This is a genomic window from Streptomyces asoensis (genome assembly GCF_013085465.1).
Taxonomy (GTDB): Bacteria; Actinomycetota; Actinomycetes; order Streptomycetales; family Streptomycetaceae; genus Streptomyces; species Streptomyces cacaoi_A.
Genome location: NZ_CP049838.1, coordinates 8,426,274 through 8,443,951, shown reverse-complemented (window position 1 = coordinate 8,443,951; position 17,678 = coordinate 8,426,274). Strand labels below are relative to the sequence as shown.

16 protein-coding genes are annotated in these 17,678 nt (G+C 72.3%); 5 read left to right on the top strand and 11 right to left on the bottom strand.

Annotated elements, in window-relative coordinates:
* The first annotated feature begins 2 nt into the window (after nt 1–2).
* Entirely contained in the window at nt 3–965 is a 963-nt protein-coding gene (locus G9272_RS37675; RefSeq protein WP_171400695.1) for an NAD(P)/FAD-dependent oxidoreductase, read from the top strand.
* A 14-nt stretch (nt 966–979) separates the two neighbouring features.
* On the opposite strand, the gene G9272_RS37670 is transcribed toward G9272_RS37675, so the two are convergent.
* Nucleotides 980–2,926 (bottom strand): Xaa-Pro dipeptidyl-peptidase, encoded by a 1,947-nt coding sequence (locus tag G9272_RS37670; RefSeq protein WP_171400694.1) that lies wholly within the window; start codon nt 2,924–2,926, stop codon nt 980–982.
* A 201-nt stretch (nt 2,927–3,127) separates the two neighbouring features.
* Between G9272_RS37670 and G9272_RS37665 the strand changes: the two genes are divergently transcribed.
* Entirely contained in the window at nt 3,128–4,621 is a 1,494-nt protein-coding gene (locus tag G9272_RS37665; RefSeq protein WP_171400693.1) for a M1 family metallopeptidase, read from the top strand.
* Between the two features lie 107 nt (nt 4,622–4,728).
* Nucleotides 4,729–4,908 carry a hypothetical protein gene (locus G9272_RS37660; RefSeq protein ID WP_171400692.1) on the top strand — a complete coding sequence of 60 codons (180 nt, stop codon included), beginning with the start codon at nt 4,729–4,731 and terminating at the stop codon, nt 4,906–4,908.
* A gap of 22 nt (nt 4,909–4,930) precedes the next feature.
* Here G9272_RS37660 and G9272_RS37655 read toward each other — a convergent pair whose 3' ends face one another.
* The 3 genes from G9272_RS37655 to G9272_RS37645 all read right to left on the bottom strand — a co-directional run bounded on the left by G9272_RS37655 (nt 4,931) and on the right by G9272_RS37645 (nt 7,921).
* Nucleotides 4,931–5,890 (bottom strand): adenosine kinase, encoded by a 960-nt coding sequence (locus G9272_RS37655; RefSeq protein WP_171400691.1) that lies wholly within the window; start codon nt 5,888–5,890, stop codon nt 4,931–4,933.
* 5 nt (nt 5,891–5,895) lie between these two features.
* Nucleotides 5,896–6,378, bottom strand: a complete 483-nt coding sequence (locus G9272_RS37650; RefSeq protein ID WP_171400690.1) for a macro domain-containing protein — start codon at nt 6,376–6,378, stop codon at nt 5,896–5,898.
* Between the two features lie 67 nt (nt 6,379–6,445).
* Nucleotides 6,446–7,921: an amino acid permease gene (locus G9272_RS37645; RefSeq protein ID WP_171400689.1), complete on the bottom strand. Its 1,476-nt coding sequence runs from the start codon at nt 7,919–7,921 to the stop codon at nt 6,446–6,448.
* 219 nt (nt 7,922–8,140) lie between these two features.
* On the opposite strand from G9272_RS37645, the gene G9272_RS37640 reads away from it, so the two are divergent.
* The gene (locus G9272_RS37640; protein WP_171400688.1) at nt 8,141–8,872 is read left to right on the top strand and encodes a MerR family transcriptional regulator; all 732 of its coding nucleotides are present in this window, start codon (nt 8,141–8,143) and stop codon (nt 8,870–8,872) included.
* Nucleotides 8,873–8,884: 12 nt separating this feature from the next.
* Here the strand turns inward: G9272_RS37640 and G9272_RS37635 are convergent, their stop codons facing one another.
* Genes G9272_RS37635 through G9272_RS37625 form a run of 3 tightly spaced genes read right to left on the bottom strand, consistent with a single transcriptional unit; the run spans nt 8,885 to nt 13,620 of the window.
* Nucleotides 8,885–11,080: a 3-hydroxyacyl-CoA dehydrogenase NAD-binding domain-containing protein gene (locus G9272_RS37635; RefSeq protein ID WP_171400687.1), complete on the bottom strand. Its 2,196-nt coding sequence runs from the start codon at nt 11,078–11,080 to the stop codon at nt 8,885–8,887.
* Nucleotides 11,081–11,121: 41 nt separating this feature from the next.
* On the bottom strand, nt 11,122–12,336 hold the full coding sequence (locus G9272_RS37630) for an acetyl-CoA C-acetyltransferase (RefSeq protein WP_020129441.1): 1,215 nt from the start codon (nt 12,334–12,336) through the stop codon (nt 11,122–11,124).
* 39 nt (nt 12,337–12,375) lie between these two features.
* Nucleotides 12,376–13,620, bottom strand: a complete 1,245-nt coding sequence (locus tag G9272_RS37625) for a CaiB/BaiF CoA transferase family protein (protein ID WP_171400686.1) — start codon at nt 13,618–13,620, stop codon at nt 12,376–12,378.
* Between the two features lie 186 nt (nt 13,621–13,806).
* On the opposite strand from G9272_RS37625, the gene G9272_RS37620 reads away from it, so the two are divergent.
* A complete protein-coding gene (locus G9272_RS37620; protein WP_171400685.1) occupies nt 13,807–14,979 on the top strand; it encodes a saccharopine dehydrogenase family protein in 1,173 nt (390 codons plus the stop codon).
* 25 nt (nt 14,980–15,004) lie between these two features.
* Here G9272_RS37620 and mmpA read toward each other — a convergent pair whose 3' ends face one another.
* From mmpA to G9272_RS37600, 4 genes are all read right to left on the bottom strand, one after another.
* Nucleotides 15,005–15,151 carry a morphogenic membrane protein MmpA gene (gene mmpA, locus G9272_RS37615; RefSeq protein ID WP_171400684.1) on the bottom strand — a complete coding sequence of 49 codons (147 nt, stop codon included), beginning with the start codon at nt 15,149–15,151 and terminating at the stop codon, nt 15,005–15,007.
* A 214-nt stretch (nt 15,152–15,365) separates the two neighbouring features.
* On the bottom strand, nt 15,366–16,061 hold the full coding sequence (locus G9272_RS37610) for an endonuclease V (RefSeq protein WP_171400683.1): 696 nt from the start codon (nt 16,059–16,061) through the stop codon (nt 15,366–15,368).
* Between the two features lie 67 nt (nt 16,062–16,128).
* Nucleotides 16,129–16,458 (bottom strand): plasmid stabilization protein, encoded by a 330-nt coding sequence (locus tag G9272_RS37605; RefSeq protein WP_171400682.1) that lies wholly within the window; start codon nt 16,456–16,458, stop codon nt 16,129–16,131.
* A 50-nt stretch (nt 16,459–16,508) separates the two neighbouring features.
* On the bottom strand, nt 16,509–17,621 hold the full coding sequence (locus G9272_RS37600; RefSeq protein ID WP_253268062.1) for a WD40/YVTN/BNR-like repeat-containing protein: 1,113 nt from the start codon (nt 17,619–17,621) through the stop codon (nt 16,509–16,511).
* Nucleotides 17,622–17,678 lie beyond the last annotated feature (57 nt).

Sequence of the window (17,678 nt, the reverse complement as noted above, 5' to 3'; positions counted from 1 at the left end):
GCGTGGACACTCGGTTGAGCGGCGATGTGATCGTGGTCGGCGGCGGGGTCATCGGGCTGGCGACGGCCGTCGTGCTCGCCGAGCGCGGCCTGCGGGTCCGGGTCTGGACGCGCGATCCGGTCGAGCGGACGACCTCGGCCGTGGCCGGCGCGCTGTGGTGGCCGTACCACATCGAGCCGATGGTGTCGGCGCGGGCGTGGGCGCTGCGCTCGCTGGAGATCTACGAGGAGCTCGCCGAGCGGCCCGGGGAGACCGGTGTGCGCCTGGTCGACGGGATCCTGGGCGAGACGGACCTGGACGAGGTCGAGGGCTGGGCGGCGGGCCGGCTGGTCGGGCTGCGCCGGACGACGGCGCACGAGTACGGCGCGGGCACCGGCGTCCGGGCCCGGCTGCCACTGATCGACATGTCGGCCTATCTGCCCTGGCTCCGGCGGCGGCTGCTGCGGGCGGGCGGCACGGTCGAGGAGCGCACGGTGACCGACCTGGCGGAGGCCGAGGCGCCGGTGGTGGTGAACTGCACGGGGCTGGACGCCGGGCGGCTGGCGGCGGACCCGTCGGTGCGTCCCGTACGGGGGCAGCTCGTCGTCGTGGAGAACCCCGGCATCGACACCTGGCTCGTCTCCACCGGCCCGGACGGCGAGACGGCCTATCTGTTCCCGCACGCCGGGCGGCTGGTGCTGGGCGGTACGGCGCAGGACGACGTGTGGTCGCTGGAGCCGGATCCGAAGGTGGCCGAGGCGATCGTGCGGCGCTGCGCGGCCCTGCGGCCGGAGGTCGCCGGGGCGCGGATCCTGGAGCACCGGGTCGGGCTGCGGCCGGTCCGGGGCACGGTACGCCTGGAGCGGGCGGAGCTGCCGGACGGGCGGACGGTGGTGCACCACTACGGGCACGGCGGGGCGGGCGTCACGGTGGCGTGGGGCTGTGCGGAGGAGGCGGCCGGGCTGGTGCTCCCGGCCGCCTCCTGACCCCGCCTGCGGGATTACGGGATCCGGTACGTGTGGTGCGGTGTCCGTACGCCGTCCGGGGACCGCGCGTCGGGGGTGGCGGCCGCCGCCGATCCGGACGTGGCGCGGGCGAAGGCGTCGGCGCCTCCGACGAACGGGACCCGGGCCGAGGTGCGGGACAGGTCCAGGGTGAGGGTGGGGGTGTCGGCGGGCGGGTCGATGAGGTCCCGGTCGGTGCCCGCGACGATCAGGGCGAGCCGGTGACCGGCCGGGACGACATGGTCGGTGGCCGCCAGGTCGAGGGTGAGGGTGTACGCCCGGCCCGGGGTGAGCGGGACGCCCTTGCCGGGGTCGGCGTAGGTGCCGAGGTCGGCCCAGCCGCGGCTGACGACCGTCTGACCGACGTCGGCGGTCCTGGCGCCGGTCTCCCTGAAGCAGGCGCTGTCGCCCGTGCTGCTCGCGCCCCAGCAGGTGCGGTCGGTCAGCGTGCTGATGCCCTCGCCGCTCGCCGCGTAGTCGCGGATGGTGTCGGGGCCGAGGTCGACGAGGACGGCGCTCAGGTGGGCCGTCGCGGTGGTGGGCGTGGCGGTGACGGTGACCTGGGAGGAGCCGGACAGACGCAGGTCACGGGTGAGGGGCCCGGTGACGAATCCGGCCTTGTCGGGGGTCGGGGTGTCGATCTGCGCGGCCCACTCGGTCTCGCTCAGCCGCGGGTCGTCGGTGAAGGCGGCGGTGCCCGTGCCCTTGCGCAGGCCGAGGGTGCCGACGCCGGGCCGGTCGCCCGTGGCGGGGCGCAGGGTGGCGGTCCGGGTGCCGTGCGGCGGCCAGACGGTGGAGGTGACCCACTGGTCGGGGTGGCGTTCGATGTCGGCCATGGGTTCGCGGTCGACGCCGTTGTCGTAGCCGAGGAGTTCGTGGTCGAACCAGCGGTGCAGGGTGTCCACCCAGGCGGCGCGGCGGAAGTCGAAGGGGTCGACGTGGCCGGTCTGGGAGAGCCAGATCTTGCGCTCGACCCCGTGCTTCGCGAGGGCGTCCCACCACTGGCCGAGGTGCTTGGTGCGGACGTTGAGGTCCTGGAGGCCGTGGATGAGGAACACGCTCGCCTTCACCTTGCGCGCGTCCTCGACGTAGTCGCGCTCGGACCACAGCGACGTCAGGTCGCCGGTGCGCGGGGCCCCGTCGACGAGTTCCCGCTGGACGGCGGCGCACTTGGCGCGGGCTTCGGGGCTGTCGACGTAGTCGGAGAGCCAGTCGGGTCCGGAGTCGTAGAGGGGAGCGCCCTGGGCGAAGTAGTAGTCGTACCAGGAGGAGATGGCGGCGATCGGGACGATGGTCTTCAGGCCCTTCACGCCGGTGGCGGCCACGCCGTTGGCTATGGTGCCGTCCCAGCTCTTGCCGATCATGCCGGTTCTGCCGTTGGTCCAGCCCGCCTTGGCGGTCGTGGTGCCGGTGCGGGTGGTGTACGCCCTGGCGCGGCCGTTCAGCCAGTCGACGACGGCCTTGGCGGACTGGATGTCGGAGCGCCCCCCGACGTCGACGCAGCCGTCGGAGCGGTTGGTGCCGGCCAGGTCGACGCCGACGAAGGCGTAGCCGCGCGGCACGAAGTAGTTGTCGTAGAAGAGCGGCATCTGGACGACGTTCCCCGCGGCGTCGTACGTCTTGCGCTGGCTCTCGTTGCCGCGTCCGCAGCAGGAGTAGTAGGGGCTGGCGTCCATGATGACGGGCACCTTGCGGCCCTGTGCGGCGAGTTCGCGGGGCCGGACGATGTCGACGGCGACGCGGTCCGTCCTCCCGTCGCTGTCGCCGTCGAGTCCGGTGTCCACCCAGACGGCCTCGCGGATGGCGTTCTCGTAGGAGTACACGGGCCGGCTCTCGCGCGGGGCGCTGTGGGCCGCGGTCGGGGTGAGGAAGGCGGCCACCAGGAGGGTGATGGCGGCGGTTGCGAGCGGTCTCCAGATCGTGAAGCGCATGCGTGTCGACATGCGCGGGACGGTACCCGGGTCAACTCCCGTGCAGAAGAGGGCGGCTGTGGGTCCGCTGTGGCCGGAACACGCCCCTGCGGAGGGGCTTCCCGTGACGGCCGAATGGCGATCGTGTGACAGGGGTGGCGGTGGGCAGGCCCTGGGACACAGGGAGTCAATAGGCTCCGAACAGACCGCGTGACTCTACGACTTGGAGCTTTCGTGCACCGCAGAATCATCGCGCCGGGCGCACTCGCTGCCGCGTCCGTGTTGCTGGCGATCCCGGCATCGGCCGCGAGCACCTCCCCCGGCGCCCCGGGCATCGGCGACCCCTACTACCCGGCGTACGGCAACGGCGGATACGACGTCTCCCACTACGACCTGCGGCTGAAGTACCAGCCGGCCACGGACGAGTTGGAGGGGACGGCGACGATCCTGGCGAAGACCACGCAGGACCTGTCCCGCTTCGATCTGGACTTCCTGCTCGACGTGAGCGAGGTCCGGGTCAACGGCGCCGTGGCGGCGTTCACGACCTCGGGCGAGCACGAGCTGGAGATCACGCCGAAGACGCCGCTGGCGAAGGGCACGACGGTCACGGTCGTGGTGCGGTACAGCGGGATCCCGTCCTCGAAACAGGCGTACGGCTTCACCAGTTGGCACCGCACCGCGGACGGCGGGGTCGGCGCCAACGAGCCCGAGGCGGCCTGGTGGTGGTTCCCCAGCAACGACCACCCGCTCGACAAGGCCACCTACGACGTGTCGGTGCTGGTGCCCGACGGCTCGCAGGCCATCTCCAACGGAACGCTCCAGTCGACGAGTTCACGACTGGGCTGGACCCGCTACAACTGGCGTTCCAACAAGCCGCAGGCCACCTATCTGGCCACCCTCGCCGTCGGGAAGTTCGACATCACCACCGGGACGACCGAGAGCGGAATTCCGGTCGTGAACGCCTACAGCAAGGATCTGGGCGACAACGCCGGCGCGGCGCGGGCGAGCATCGAGCGGACCGGGGAGATCGCCGACTGGCTCAGCGGGTACTTCGGGCCGTATCCCTTCGACGCGCTCGGCGGGTACGTGCCGAACACGAACACCGGATACGCGCTGGAGACGCAGACCCGGCCCTTCTACAGCCCCCGGCAGTTCGCGAGCGGCTCCAACGTCTCCGTGGTGGTGCACGAGTTGGCGCACCAGTGGTACGGCGACTACGTGTCCGTGGCGGGGTGGAAGGACATCTGGCTGAACGAGGGCTTCGCCCGGTACGCGCAGTGGCTGTGGTCCGAGCACGAGGACGAGGGCACGGCTCAGGAACTCGCGGACTACGTGTACGCCTCGCATCCGGCCGACGACGCGTTCTGGACGGTGAAGCCCGGCGACCCGGGCGCGGCGAACCAGTTCGACATCGCCGTCTACGACCGGGGCGCCCTGGCGGTCCAGGCGCTGCGCAACGAGATCGGCGACGACGCCTTCTTCGCCGTCCTGAAGGGCTGGCCGCACAAGCACGCGTACGGCAACGCGAGCGTCGTCGACTTCCAGAAGTACGCCGAGCAGATCTCCGGCAGGCAGTTGGGCGCCCTGTTCGACACCTGGCTGTTCCAGCCGGCGAAGCCGACCGCGCCCGCGGCGCGGACGGCGTCGATCGCGAAGGTGTCGGCCGCTCCCGCGCAGCCGAAGTCCTGGAAGAAGATCGCGGCGACGAACGACGCGCACGAGCACTGAGCCCGATACCCCGACCTCCCCACTCCGCGTTCCGAACTCCTGTCTGACCCGAGGCGGCTCTGGGTAGCAAGCCGTGCAGGCATCGTGAGGAGAGTGGGGAGAGGGCCATGGCGGGTACGCGGAACAGCAGTGAGGGCTTGGGGCTGTGGAGAGTGCTGCCGCTGATCGGAGCGGTGGTTCTGGCCGTCGGTCTGATCGGCCGGGTGCCGCTGCTGACCCTGTTGGGCGCGGTCGTCGCCCTCGTCGGGATGATCGGACTCGGCGCTGCGAGGCGCAAGCAGAGGTGACCACCCCCGGGCCCGGCCCGGGCTACCGCGGGGTCGTCGCCGCCCGGGCCAGGAGTGCGTCGCGCGACATCGCGGCGCTCTCCGTGGCCGGCACCGTGCAGGCGTACGCCCCGGCCAGCGCGCCGTACTCGGCGCACCGGTGCGGCGGCTCGCCGCCGAGTCGGCCGAAGAGGAAGGCGGACGCGAAGGCGTCCCCCGCGCCGTTGGAGTCGACCACCGGGCCGGGCGGGACGGCGGCCGGGACATGGGTCAGCTCGCCGTCGGTGAGCAGATACGCGCCCTTGGCGCCGGCCGTGGCGACGACCACCTCCGCGCGGCCCCGCTCGGCGATACGGCGCATGGTCGTCTCCGGGTCGGTCAGGGCGGTCACGGAGACGAAGACGACGTCCGCCTCGTAGGCGAAGGCCTCGTGGTAGGGGTTCTCCCCGTCCCAGTTGTGCAGGTCCGTGGAGATGCCGACGCCCGCCTCGCGCAGTACGGGCAGGGCCTCGGCACAGGGGTGCGTGATGGACACGTGGGCGTGGCGGCTCGCTGCGGCGAGGCGCCGCAGGATGTCCTCGGGGAAGCGGTCGTCCGGGCGCCCGCGGCTGTTGTCGTACAGCGACAGCCGCCGCCCGTCCGGGCCGACCAGGTTGACCGCCCGCTTGGTCCCGGCGGGCTGCGGGATCGCGGTGAGGGCGATGTCCTTGTCCCGGTGCAGGGCGCGGACCAGGTCTCCCTCGGGGTCGTCGCCCAGGAGGTCGAGGTGGTGGGTGCGCAGACCGAGGGCGGCGAGGCCCAGGGCGACGAAGTCGCCGGTCTGTCCGGCGCGGGCGTGGATCCCGCTGTCGATCATGTAGCTGTCGGCGTACGGGAGCGGCAGCTCCGGTACGTACACGATCGTGTCCACGCCCGCCCCGCCCAGGACCAGGACGTCGATGTCCTCGGCGTGCTCGATGTTCTCGGTGCTCGTGCTCTCGGTGGTCTCGTTGTCGGCGCGCATGTGCGCTACCCCTCCCCGTGGTCGTACACCGTCACCGCGACGCCCCGCTCGACCAGCCGCTCGGTGACGAGCGGTTCGACGCGGGACCACTTGCCGCCGGCCAGACCGCAGCCTATCCGGGGCATGTGCACCGACGCGCCGAGTTCGATCGCGTGGTCGGCCAGGCGGGCCAGGGCGGTGTCGATGGCCGGGTAACGCACGGGGACGCCTTTGCTGCCCGTCCGTGTGCCGCGCTGGCCGATCATGTTGGCGACCCAGACGTCGGGTTTCACCTGGACGAGCTGGAGCGCGCCGAGGCCGAAGTCGTTCGAGGCGCGCTCCCGGTGCCAGGCACGGTAGGCGGCCTCCGGCTCCGGCCAGCGGCGGGACAGCGCGAGGACGAAGCCCTTCCCCCATCCGCCGAGGTCGTTGCAGACATGGGCGATCACCTTGACGCCCTTCACCGACGGAACGGTGGCGTCACCCCGGACGTAAGTGATCTCCGACATGACGCCACCGTAGGCGATGCCACTGACAGTGGCTCCGACCTGCTGCTTCGCCTGCTGCCTCGCCTTGTTACTCCGTGGGCCGGGACAGCTCCGTCAGTTCGGCGTCCGTCGCCTTGGACACCCTGCTGCGGACCGCGTACCAGCCGCCGACCAAGGCGGCCGCGATCACCGGGATCAGCAGGAGCGTCTTGCGGCCGACCTCGGGGTCGTTCCCCATCAGGCCGAGGACGGCGACCAGGAAGGCGATCGTGACGATCTCCGTGACCGGGCTGCCGGGGAGCCGGAAGTCGGGACGGGTGACGAGGCCCGCCTTGGCTCGCCGGACGAAGACCAGGTGGCAGATCATGATGATCACCCAGGTGCTGATGATGCCGAGGGAGGCGATGTTCAGCACGATCTCGAAGGCCTGGCTGGGCATGAGGAAGTTCAGGCCGACACCGAGCACACAGACACCGCAGGTCAGCAGGATGCCGCCGTAGGGGACCTGGCTGCGGTTCATCCGGGCGGTGAACTTGGGGGCGGAGCCCGCCATGGCCATGGAGCGCAGGATGCGGCCGGTGGAGTACAGGCCGGAGTTGAGGGAGGACATGGCGGCCGTGAGGACCACCAGGTTCATCACGTCACCGGCGCCCGAGACGCCGATCTTCGACAGGACCGTCACGAAGGGGCTCTCGTCGGCCGAGTAGGCCGAGCCGGGCAGCAGCAGCGCGAGCAGGACGACGGAGCCGACATAGAAGAGGCCGACGCGCCACATGATCGAGTTCACCGCGCGCGGGACGACCTTCTCCGGCTCGGCGGTCTCGCCCGCGGCGACGCCGACCAGCTCCAGCGCGGCGTACGCGAAGATCACGCCCTGCATGACGAGGACGACGGGCATCATGCCGTGCGGGAGGAGACCGCCGTGGTCCGTGATCACGCTCGGGCCGGGCGTCTGTCCGTCCACCTGGTGCTGGGTGGCGAGCAGGAAGATGCCGACACACATGAAGGCGACCAGGGTGGCGACCTTGACGATCGCGAACCAGAACTCCATCTCGCCGAAGATCTTCACCGAGATCAGGTTCACGGCCAGGACGACCGCGAGGGCGATGAGCGCGAGCACCCACTGGGGGATGCTCGTGAACATGCTCCAGTAGTGCGTGTACAGCGCGATCGCGGTGATGTCGGCGATGCCGGTCGTCGACCAGTTCAGGAAGTACATCCACCCGGCGACATAGGCGCCCTTCTCGCCGAGGAACTCGCGCGCGTAGGACACGAACGAGCCGGAGGAGGGCCGGTAGAGGACCAGCTCGCCGAGGGCGCGGACCACGAAGAAGGCGAAGACGCCGCAGACGAGGTAGGCGAGCGCGAGGGCCGGGCCGGCGTTGTGGAGGCGTCCTCCGGCGCCCAGGAAGAGGCCGGTGCCGATGGCGCCGCCGATGGCGATCATGTTGACGTGGCGGTGCTTGAGGTCCTTGCTGTAGCCGGCGTCGCCCGCGTCCGCGGGTGTCGCGGTCGCCTGGGGGTGGGCGGCGACTTCGGCCGTGCGCGCGCTGTCCTTGCTCACGGGTGGTTCCACTCTCTGGTGCGCCCGGGCGGGGCGTGCCCGGGTGTCCGTACGGTCGTGGCCCGCGGCTCCCGGGTAGGGGCACAGACCAAGGCGGCACCTTCCCAGAGGCCCCGGCGCTCATGCGGTGGTCCATGTCACAGCGCGCCGCTTCTCACACGCCGCCCACCAGGGGCCGAGCGGTTTCACAGCACCGGTGTGACAGCGATACTGCTGCACATGACGATCGAGACCGAGGAGCCGGCCCTCACGGTCGACGAGCTGGCCGCCCGGGCGGGGGTCACGGTACGGACGGTGCGCTTCTACGGCACCAAGGGGCTGCTGCCCCCGCCGGTCATCGGTCCGCGCCGGGTGGGGCACTACGGTGCCGGGCATCTCGCGCGCCTGGCGCTGATCGAGGAGCTGCGCCGGCAGGGCCTGACGCTGGCGGCGATCGAACGCTATCTGGACCGGCTGCCGCCCGGTCTCGACGCCCACGACCTCGCCGTGCACCGGGCCGTGGTGGCCTCGTGGGCGCCGGACGCCGTGGAGACGGTGCCGCGCGAGGAACTCCAGCGGCGGGCCGGGCGGGCGCTCAGCGACGAGGACGTGGACCGGCTCGCCGCGATGGGCGTGCTGGGCGCCGACGCCGGTGACCCGGCCGACGAGGACGCGTACCGGGTCGACGCGGGACTGCTGCGGCTGGGTGTGCGCCTCCTCGACGTGCCGCTGTCGCCGGAGGCGATCCTCGCGGCCCGGACCGTCCTCCTCGACCACGCGCGCGCCGCGGCCCACGAGCTGTCGCGGCTGCTGCGCGAGGAGGTGCCGGAGGGCGACGCGCAGGCGGTGAGGTCGCTGTCGGCGCACATGCAGCCCCTGGTCGTCCAGGCGCTGCTGACGGCCTTCCAGCGGTCGCTGACGGAGGAGCTGCGGGAGTGGCTCGGGGAGCCGCCGGCGGACGGCTCCCCGTGACGGCCCGGTGGCTCAGCGCCCGTCCGTGAAGGTCTCCCCCCGCTCCGCCTTCTCCACCAGCAGCGCGGGCGGGGTGAAGCGGTCGCCGTAGCGCTCGGCGAGCTGACGCGCGCGGGCCACGAATCCAGGGAGCCCGGTGCCCACTTCGGGGTCACCCTCGTAGCCGTTGATGTACTGGAGGACCCCGCCGGTCCAGCCGGGGAAGCCGATGCCGAAGAGGGAGCCGATGTTGGCGTCCGCGACGGACGTCAGAACACCCTCTTCGAGGAGCTTGACGGTGTCGAGGGCCTCGGCGAAGAGCATGCGCTCCTGCATGTCCCGGAAGGGGATCTCGGCGTCCGCGCGCGTGAAGTGCTCGCGCAGGCCCGGCCACAGCCCGGTCCGCCTGCCGTCCTCGCCGTACTCGTAGAAGCCGGCTCCCCCACTGCGGCCGGTGCGGCCGAACTCGTCGACCATGCGGTCGATGACGGCCTCGGCGGGGTGGCCGGGCCAGACACCGCCCGCTTCCTCCACGGCCCTCCTGGATTCGTTGCGGATCTTGCGCGGGAGGGTGAGCGTGAGTTCGTCCATGAGGGACAGGACCTTGGCCGGGTAGCCCGCCTGGGCCGCCGCCTGCTCCACGGACGCGGGCTCGATGCCCTCGCCGACCATGGCGACGCCCTCGTTGATGAAGTGGCCGATCACCCGTGAGGTGAAGAAGCCGCGCGAGTCGTTGACGACGATCGGCGTCTTCTTGATCTGCCGGACCAGGTCGAAGGCCCGCGCGAGCGCTTCGTCACCGGTGCGCTCGCCCTTGATGATCTCGACGAGCGGCATCTTGTCCACGGGCGAGAAGAAGTGCAGCCCGATGAAGTCGTCCTGACGCTCGACGCCTTCGGCGAGGGCGGTGATCGGCAGGGTGGAGGTGTTGGAGCACAGCAGGGCGTCGGGGGCGACGACCTGCTCGATCTCCTGGAACACCTTGTGCTTGAGGGCGGTGTCCTCGAAGACGGCCTCGATCACCGCGTCGCAGCCGGCCAGGTCCTGGGGGTCGGCGGTGGCCGTGATGCGGGCGAGCAGCGCGTCCGCCTTCTCCTGGGTCGTACGGCCCCGGGAGACGGCCTTGGCGCACAGCTTCTCGGAGTAGGCCCTGCCCTTGAGGGCGGCCTCCAGGGAGACGTCCTTCAGGACGACGTCGATGCCCGCGCGGGCGCACGAGTAGGCGATGCCGGCGCCCATCATCCCGGCGCCCAGGACGGCCACCTTGCGGACCTGGCGGGGTGCGACGCCCTGGGGGCGGCTGACGCCGGAGTTGACGGCCTGGAGGTCGAAGAAGAACGCCTGGATCATGTTCTTCGACGTCTGTCCGGCGGCCAGTTCGACGAAGTAGCGGGCCTCGATGACCTGCGCAGTCTCGAAGTCGACCTGGGCGCCCTCGACGGCCGCGGCGAGGATGTTCCGCGGAGCCGGGTAGGGGGCGCCGTTGGTCTCCTTGCGCAGGCTGGCCGGGAACGCGGGCAGGTTGGCGGCGAACCGGGGGTTCGACGGGGTGCCGCCCGGGATGCGGTAGCCCGGCTTGTCCCAGGGCTGCTGCGACTCGGGGTTCGCGTCGATGAAGGCGCGGGCCTTGGCGAGCAGTTCGTCGGGCGAGTCGGCGACCTCGTCGACCAGGCCGTTCTCCAGGGCTCGCCGCGGGCTGTACTGGGTGCCCTTGAGGAGGACCTTGAGGAGGGCGTCGGTGATGCCCAGCAGCCGGACCGTGCGCACGACACCGCCGCCGCCGGGGAGCAGGCCGAGGGTGACCTCGGGGCAGCCGATCTTCGAGCCGGGCGCGTCCAGGGCGACGCGGTGGTGGCAGGCGAGGGCGAGCTCGTAGCCGCCGCCGAGGGCCGCGCCGTTCAGTGCGGCGACGACCGGCTTGCCGAGGGTCTCGATGCGACGGAGGTTGCGCTTGATCTCCAGTCCGCCGTCCAGCAGCTCCTGGGCCGTCCCGGGGGTGACGCGGATGAGGTCGCGCAGGTCGCCGCCGGCGAAGAACGTCTTCTTGGCCGAGGTGAGGATGATGCCCCGGATGGAGTCCTTCTCGGCCTCCAGGCGGTCGGTGACCGCGGCGAGGGAGGCGCGGAAGGCCGCGTTCATGGTGTTCGCGGACTGGTCGGGGTCGTCGAGGACGAGGGTGACGAGGCCGGTGCGGTCCTGTTCCCAGCGGATGGTGGTGCTCTGTGTCATGACGGGGTCTCCGTAGAAGTCTCTGAGTTCCGCTGGGGTGGTCAGACGCGCTCGACGATGGTGGCGATGCCCATGCCGCCGCCGACGCAGAGGGTGGCGAGGCCGTAGCGCTTGTCCTGGCGCTCCAGTTCGTCGACGAGCGAGCCGAGGATCATCGCGCCGGTGGCGCCGAGCGGGTGACCGAGGGCGATGGCGCCGCCGTTGACGTTGACCTTGTCCAGGGACAGGCCCATGTCCTTGACGAAGCGCAGGACGACCGCCGCGAAGGCCTCGTTGATCTCGACGAGGTCGATGTCGTCGATGGTCAGACCGGCCTTGGCGAGGGCCTTGCGGGTGGCGGGCGCGGGGCCGGTGAGCATGATCGTCGGCTCGGAGCCGGAGACCGCCGCGGAGACGATCCGCGCGCGGGGGGTGAGCCCGTGGCGCTCGCCGACCTCCCTGGAGCCGATCGCGACCAGGGAGGCGCCGTCGACGATGCCGGAGGAGTTGCCCGCGTGGTGGACGTGATCGATCTTCTCCACCCAGTGGTACTTCTGGAGCGCCACCGCGTCGAAGCCGCCCAGCTCGCCGATGTCGGCGAAGGACGGCTTCAGCTTGCCGAGCGAGTCGGCGGTGGTGCCGGGGCGCGGGTGTTCGTCGTGGTCGAGGACGACGAGGCCGCTGCGGTCCTTCACCGGCACCACGGAGCGGTCGAAGCGGCCCTCCTTCCAGGCCGTCGCCGCCCGCTCCTGCGACAGGGCCGCGTATTCGTCGACATCGCGACGGGAGAAGCCCTCGATGGTGGCGATGAGGTCGGCGCCGATGCCCTGCGGCACGAAGTTGACGGCCAGGTTGGTCATCGGGTCGTTGAACCAGGCACCGCCGTCCGAGGCCATCGGCACCCGGGACATCGATTCCACCCCGCCCGCCAGAACGAGGTCCTCCCAGCCCGAACGGACCTTCATGGCGGCCAGGTTGACGGCCTCCAGGCCCGAGGCACAGAAGCGGTTCTCCTGCACGCCGGCGACGGTGTCCGGCAGTCCGGCCGCGATGGCGGCGATGCGCGCGATGTCGGAGCCCTGGTCGCCCACGGGGCCGACGACGCCGAGCACGATGTCGTCGATGGCGGCCGGGTCGAGGCCGGGGAAGCGGCTTCGGAGCTCGTGGATGAGGCCGACGACGAGATCGATGGGCTTCGTGCCGTGCAGGCCGCCGTTCGCCTTGCCGCGCCCGCGCGGGGTGCGGATCGCGTCGTACACGTACGCTTCGGTGCTCACTGGTAAGCCTTTCGGGAGGGTGGGCCGTGCGGGGCGGGGTCAGTCGCCCTGGTGCGGGAGGTCCTTGACAGAGGTCGTCGCGGTGGTCGTCGCGGTGGTCGTCGCGGTCGCCTCCGCGGAGGTCCCCGCCGCGGTCTCGGCGGGCGTCTTCACAAGATCTGTCACAAGCTCCGGTATGTCCCAGTCACGCGCCACCTCGCGCGTGTCGGCGCCCGGTCGCGCGGGCCCGGTACGGACGGCCGTGGGCGTCGCGGAGAAGCGGGGCGCGGGGGCCGGCTGGGTGATGCCGCCGTGGTCGGTGAAGGTGCCGCGGGCCGCGAGATGCGGGTGGCGGGGGGCCTCACGCAGCGACAGCACGGGCGCCACACACGCGTCGGAGCCCTCGAAGCGGGCCGTCCACTCGTCCCGGGTGCGGGATCGGAAGCGGGCGGCGACGGCCTCGCGCAGTTCTCCCCAGCGCGTCCAGTCCCTGCGGGCCTCGCGGAGGTCCTCGAGGCCGAGAAGGTCCACGAACGCGTCGTAGAACTGCGGCTCCAGGGCGCCGACGGCCATGTACCCGCCGTCGGCGGTCTCGTAGGTGCCGTAGTAAGGGCAGCCGCCGTCGAGCAGGTTGGCGGCGCGCCGGTCCTGCCAGCCGCCGGCCGAGAGCATGCCGTGGATCATCGCGGAGAGATGCGCGGTGCCGTCGACGATGGCCGCGTCGACGACCTGGCCCGTGCCGCTCACGCGCGCGTGGTGCAGGGCGGCGAGGACACCGACGACGAGGTAGAGGGAGCCTCCCGCGTAGTCCCCCAGCAGGTTGGCGGGGACGGGCGGCGGCCGGTCCGGGGTGCCGATCATGCCGAGCGCGCCGGTGACGGCGATGTAGGAGACGTCGTGACCGGCGCGGTCGGCGAGCGGGCCGTCCTGGCCCCAGCCGGTCATCCGGCCGTAGACCAGACGGGGGTTGCGGGCGTGACAGTCCCCGGGGCCGACGCCGAGGCGCTCGGCGACACCCGGCCGGTTGCCCTCGATGAGCACGTCGGCGCGGGCGGCGAGGTCGAGCACGCGCGCGGGGCCGTCCGGCGCCTTGAGGTCGACGATCACCGAGCGCTTGTTGCGGTTGGTGATGTCGTGGGCGGGATCGATGGCCAGAGCGGGGCCACCGGGGCGGTCCACGCGGACGACGTCGGCGCCGAGGTCGGCCAGCAGCATGCCCGCGAAGGGGCCGGGGCCGATCCCGGCGAGTTCCACCACGCGCACGCCCGCCAGCGGGCCGTGCCCGGCCGTCCGTCCCGTCGTCATCCAGCCCCCTTGCTGTGACACAACCGATGTAACACCAGTGATGCTAAGAACGTGTTCCAGTGGGCACAAGAGGTGAGCGAGCAAGCGCTTAGACACTTTAGGGGCACCTGCCGTCGGCCTCCGCACTGCTCACGCTAGCCTCAGCCACCGACAGCGGCGCGGGCTGCACGACGACGAAGAGGTGTCATGAGCAGGCTGAAAAGGTCGGACCGTCCGTACGACATCGTGCTCTTCGGGGCCACCGGCTTCGTGGGCACGCTCACCGCGGAGTACCTCGCCGCCCATGCGCCCGCCGATCTGCGCTGGGCGATCGCCGGCCGGGGCGAGGAGAAGCTGGAGCGGCTGCGCGAGCGGCTCGGCGGGGACGTCGGGGTGCTGCGCGCCGACGTCTCGGACCCGGCGTCCCTGCGCGCCCTCGCGGAACACGCGCGCGTGGTGGCCACGACGGTGGGTCCGTACGTGTCGTACGGCGAGGAACTCGTGGCGGCCTGCGCGGACACCGGCGCCGACTACCTCGACCTCACCGGCGAGCCGGAGTTCGTGGACCTGATGTACGTCCGGCACGACGCACGCGCGCGTGAGACGGGTGCGCGGCTGCTCCACGCGTGCGGCTTCGACTCCGTCCCGCACGACCTGGGCGTGTACTTCACCGTCCGGCAGCTTCCGGAGGGCGTGCCCCTGACCGTGGACGGCTTCGTGACCGTCGACGCCACCTTCTCGGGCGGCACCTTCGCCTCCGCGCTGGGCCAGTTCGCGCGCGGTCGGCAGATGCTGGCCGCCGCACGGGAGCGAGGCCGGCACGAACCCCGACTGATGGGCCGTCGGGCCACCGCGCCGGTGGGACCGCCCCGGTTCGCCCCGGAAGTCGGCGCCTGGGCGCTGCCGCTGCCGACCATCGACCCGCAGATCGTGCTGCGGTCGGCGAGGGCGCTGCCGCGCTACGGGCCCGACTTCCGCTACCGGCACTACGCGGCCGTACGGCGGCTGCCCGTCGCCGTGGGCGGGGTGGCGGCGGTCGGGACGCTCGCCGCGGCGGCCCAGCTGCCGCCCGCCCGGCGCTGGCTGTCGGACCGGCTCAAGCCCGGGGAGGGACCCAGCGCCCAGAAGCGGGCGCGGAGCTGGTTCTCGGTGCGGTTCGTCGGCGAGGGCGGCGGGCGGCGGGTGTGCACCGAGGTGGCGGGCGGCGATCCCGGCTACGACGAGACGGCGAAGATGTTCGCCGAGGCGGCGCTGGCCCTGGCCTGCGACGACCTCCCGCCGACCGCGGGGCAGGTGACGACGGCGGTGGCGATGGGCGACGCGCTGACCGGACGGTTGACCCGGGCGGGTGTCCGCTTCCGCGTCGCGGCGCGCCGCTGACCGTCCCCGTGCCGTGTCTTCGGCCTCAGACCGGCCACTGCGCCAACGTGTAGATCATGCCGGCGATCCAGCCGACACCCGCCAGGACGGCGAGGATCAGCGCGGCGTTCACGGCACGCTCGACGGGCCGGTTCGGGTCGGCGAGGGGCTTCGGGGCACGGTGCGTGGTCATGGGCCCAGCCTGTCGAGCTGAGCCGGGGGCGCACATCCGTACGGGTACTCAGACCACGTACTCAGACCACGTACTCAGACGACGTACTCCCCTGGCGCACTCGGGCGACCTGCTCGAACGTCCGCGTGCGCCTGCCAACGGCAACCTGAAGCACTACGCCCAGGAGGCGGTCCACTACATCGGCGGTCTACTACTCCGCGTACCAGGAGGTCGGTCAGTGACGGGTGGTCGCCTCCTGGAGGGCCCGCCGGCACAGTGCGTCCGCCCTCCGCGTCGTTTCCGGGAGGCGGAACTCCGGGGTGAGCGCGAGGGTGTGGGCGCAGGCGTCGTCCAGGGTGACGCGGTGGCCGACGGACACGAAGACCGGCTTCACGCCCGCCCGGGTGCGCAGCGCCCGCCCCACCTCGTCGTCGCCCGCCAGCAGCGGGGACGCCGATCCGCGCGGGGCGTCGGGATCGTCGTACGTGAAGGTGAACGGGTTCTTGGCGACGCCGATCGTGGGCAGGCCGGTGAGGACGCCCAGGTGGCTGGCGAGACCGAAGCGGCGCGGGTGGGCCAGGCCGTAGCCGTCACAGACGACCAGGCCGGGCGGCCGGGGCAGGGCGTCCAGAGCGGCCAGCACGGTGGGGATCTCGCGGAAGGCGAGCAGCCCGGGCACGTACGGGAAGGAGATCCGCCCGACGGCGGTGGCCTCGGCGACGACTTCCAGGCTCGCGGCGTCCAGTACGACGGCCGCCGCCGCGACGACGTCCCGCTCGTCGTCGTAGGCGACGTCGACGCCCGTCACGTACCCCGTGCCGGGCGGCGGCCCCGGTTCGTCGAGCACCACCCGGACCCGCAGCTCGTCCTGGACGGCGCGGGCCGCTTCCTCGGTCGCGGGCCAGCCCGCCGGAATGTCTACGGTCGTCATGGTGGGGACGAGCGTACGGCTCCTGGGGACGGGCCCGCGATCGTGTTCCGCCGCGGACGCGGACGCGTCAGCTCTTGTCGCCGAGCGCGCGTTGCAGCTGGCTCTTGTTCATGTCCGAACGGCCCTTGACGCCCCGCCGCTTGGCCTCCCCGTAGAGCTGGTCGTACGTGGGCCCCTGGGAGCCCTTGCCGGACCGCTGACCGCCCCGCTTGCCGGACGACATGTCCTGGACGGACGTGCGGCTCGCGGTCTTGGACTCGCCGGACCGGGCGCGTTCCTTGTTGACCGTCCGGGCGGCGATCTCCTTCGCGCGTCCGGGGCTCTCGCCCCGGTCCTGCGCGCTCTCCTTGATGTGCTCGTACTGGCGCTCCCGCTTGGGGCTGGAACCGCGTGGCATGGGCGCTCACTCCTTTCGCGTTCGCGCCCACCGGGTACCCCGAGAGCGGCTCAGCTCTCCAGGCGTGCCACGCGCCCCTGTTCGCCGGCGGCCCAGCAGCCGAGGTCGGGGGTGCAGTCCACGGTGTCGTACGAGCCCGTGTCGAGGGTGCGCCAGGTGCGGCCGGCGTCGGTGGTCAGGTCGGTGCCGGTGGGGCCGACGGCGAGGGCGGCGGAGCGGCTGTGCGGGAGCCAGGCGACACCGGAGCGGTAGGCGGGCGGGGGTGTGGCGGCCGGCCGCCAGGTGCGGCCCGCGTCGCCGGTCGCGGCGGCGGCCCGCGGGGAGGGCTGGTCGGCGCGGTAGTCGCCGCCGACGGCGAGGCCCTGGGTGCGGTCGCGGAAGGCGACGGCGAAGACCCCGCGCGCGGGGTCCCCCGCGGGGATCGGGGTGTCGGCGGCCGTCCACGTCAGTCCTCGGTCGGAGGAGTGCAGCACACGCGCGCGTGCGGCCCCGCCGGTGGCCAGCCAGACGTCCTTCGTCCCGGAGGCGACCAGGCACTGGCCACTGGCCGCGAAACCCGCCTCGCCGTCCAGGGCGGCCGGCATGCCGTCGTTCGGCAGCACCTTCCAGGAGCGGCCGCCGTCGGCGGTCGACAGGATGCGGAACTTTCCGCCCACCGGGTCGCTCATGGCGAGGCCGTGACGGCGGTCGAAGAAGGTCAGGCAGTCGTAGAAGGCGTGGGCGTCGGTGTTGCGGAAGGACTCCGTCCAGGTCGTCCCGCCGTCCTCGGTGCGGTACACGCGCGACGCCTCGCCCTCGCCGATGGCGAGCACCACGGCGCGGCGCGCGTCGAACGCCTCGATGTCCCGGAACTGGAGGTCGGCGGCGCCGGGCGGCGAGACGTTGCGCCAGTTCTCGCCGCCGTCGGTGGTGCGCAGGACGGTGCCCTCGGTGCCGGACACCCAGGCGGTGTGCCGGTCGACCGCCGCGAGACCCCGGAACCGTACGGCGGTCGTGCCGGTGTCCTTGAGGTCCCAGTGCGGCGCCGCGGGCCGCGGTGTGTGCGCCTCGGCGGGCAGGGCGGTCAGGAGGGCCAGTGCCGCCGCCCCGCAGGCCGCCGCCACCACCCGGCCGCTCCCGCGTGAAGTCCGAACCGTGCGTCGCGTCTTCCCCAAGCGCCTCATGGCGAGCGAAGCTAGCCCACGGATTTCGGTGGCGTCCAGATGCCGCCGATCACCTCA

Coding starts and splice junctions, on each gene's coding strand:
- G9272_RS37650 (WP_171400690.1), bottom strand. CDS start 6,378: ATGTCGGAGATCACTTACGTCCGGGGTGACGCCACCGTTCCGTCGGTG.
- G9272_RS37610 (WP_171400683.1), bottom strand. CDS start 16,061: ATGACGACCGTAGACATTCCGGCGGGCTGGCCCGCGACCGAGGAAGCG.
- G9272_RS37605 (WP_171400682.1), bottom strand. CDS start 16,458: ATGCCACGCGGTTCCAGCCCCAAGCGGGAGCGCCAGTACGAGCACATC.
- G9272_RS37600 (WP_253268062.1), bottom strand. CDS start 17,621: ATGAGGCGCTTGGGGAAGACGCGACGCACGGTTCGGACTTCACGCGGG.
- G9272_RS37655 (WP_171400691.1), bottom strand. CDS start 5,890: ATGCGCGCCGACAACGAGACCACCGAGAGCACGAGCACCGAGAACATC.
- G9272_RS37670 (WP_171400694.1), bottom strand. CDS start 2,926: ATGTCGACACGCATGCGCTTCACGATCTGGAGACCGCTCGCAACCGCC.
- mmpA (WP_171400684.1), bottom strand. CDS start 15,151: ATGACCACGCACCGTGCCCCGAAGCCCCTCGCCGACCCGAACCGGCCC.
- G9272_RS37640 (WP_171400688.1), top strand. CDS start 8,141: ATGACGATCGAGACCGAGGAGCCGGCCCTCACGGTCGACGAGCTGGCC.
- G9272_RS37635 (WP_171400687.1), bottom strand. CDS start 11,080: ATGACACAGAGCACCACCATCCGCTGGGAACAGGACCGCACCGGCCTC.
- G9272_RS37625 (WP_171400686.1), bottom strand. CDS start 13,620: ATGACGACGGGACGGACGGCCGGGCACGGCCCGCTGGCGGGCGTGCGC.
- G9272_RS37660 (WP_171400692.1), top strand. CDS start 4,729: ATGGCGGGTACGCGGAACAGCAGTGAGGGCTTGGGGCTGTGGAGAGTG.
- G9272_RS37620 (WP_171400685.1), top strand. CDS start 13,807: ATGAGCAGGCTGAAAAGGTCGGACCGTCCGTACGACATCGTGCTCTTC.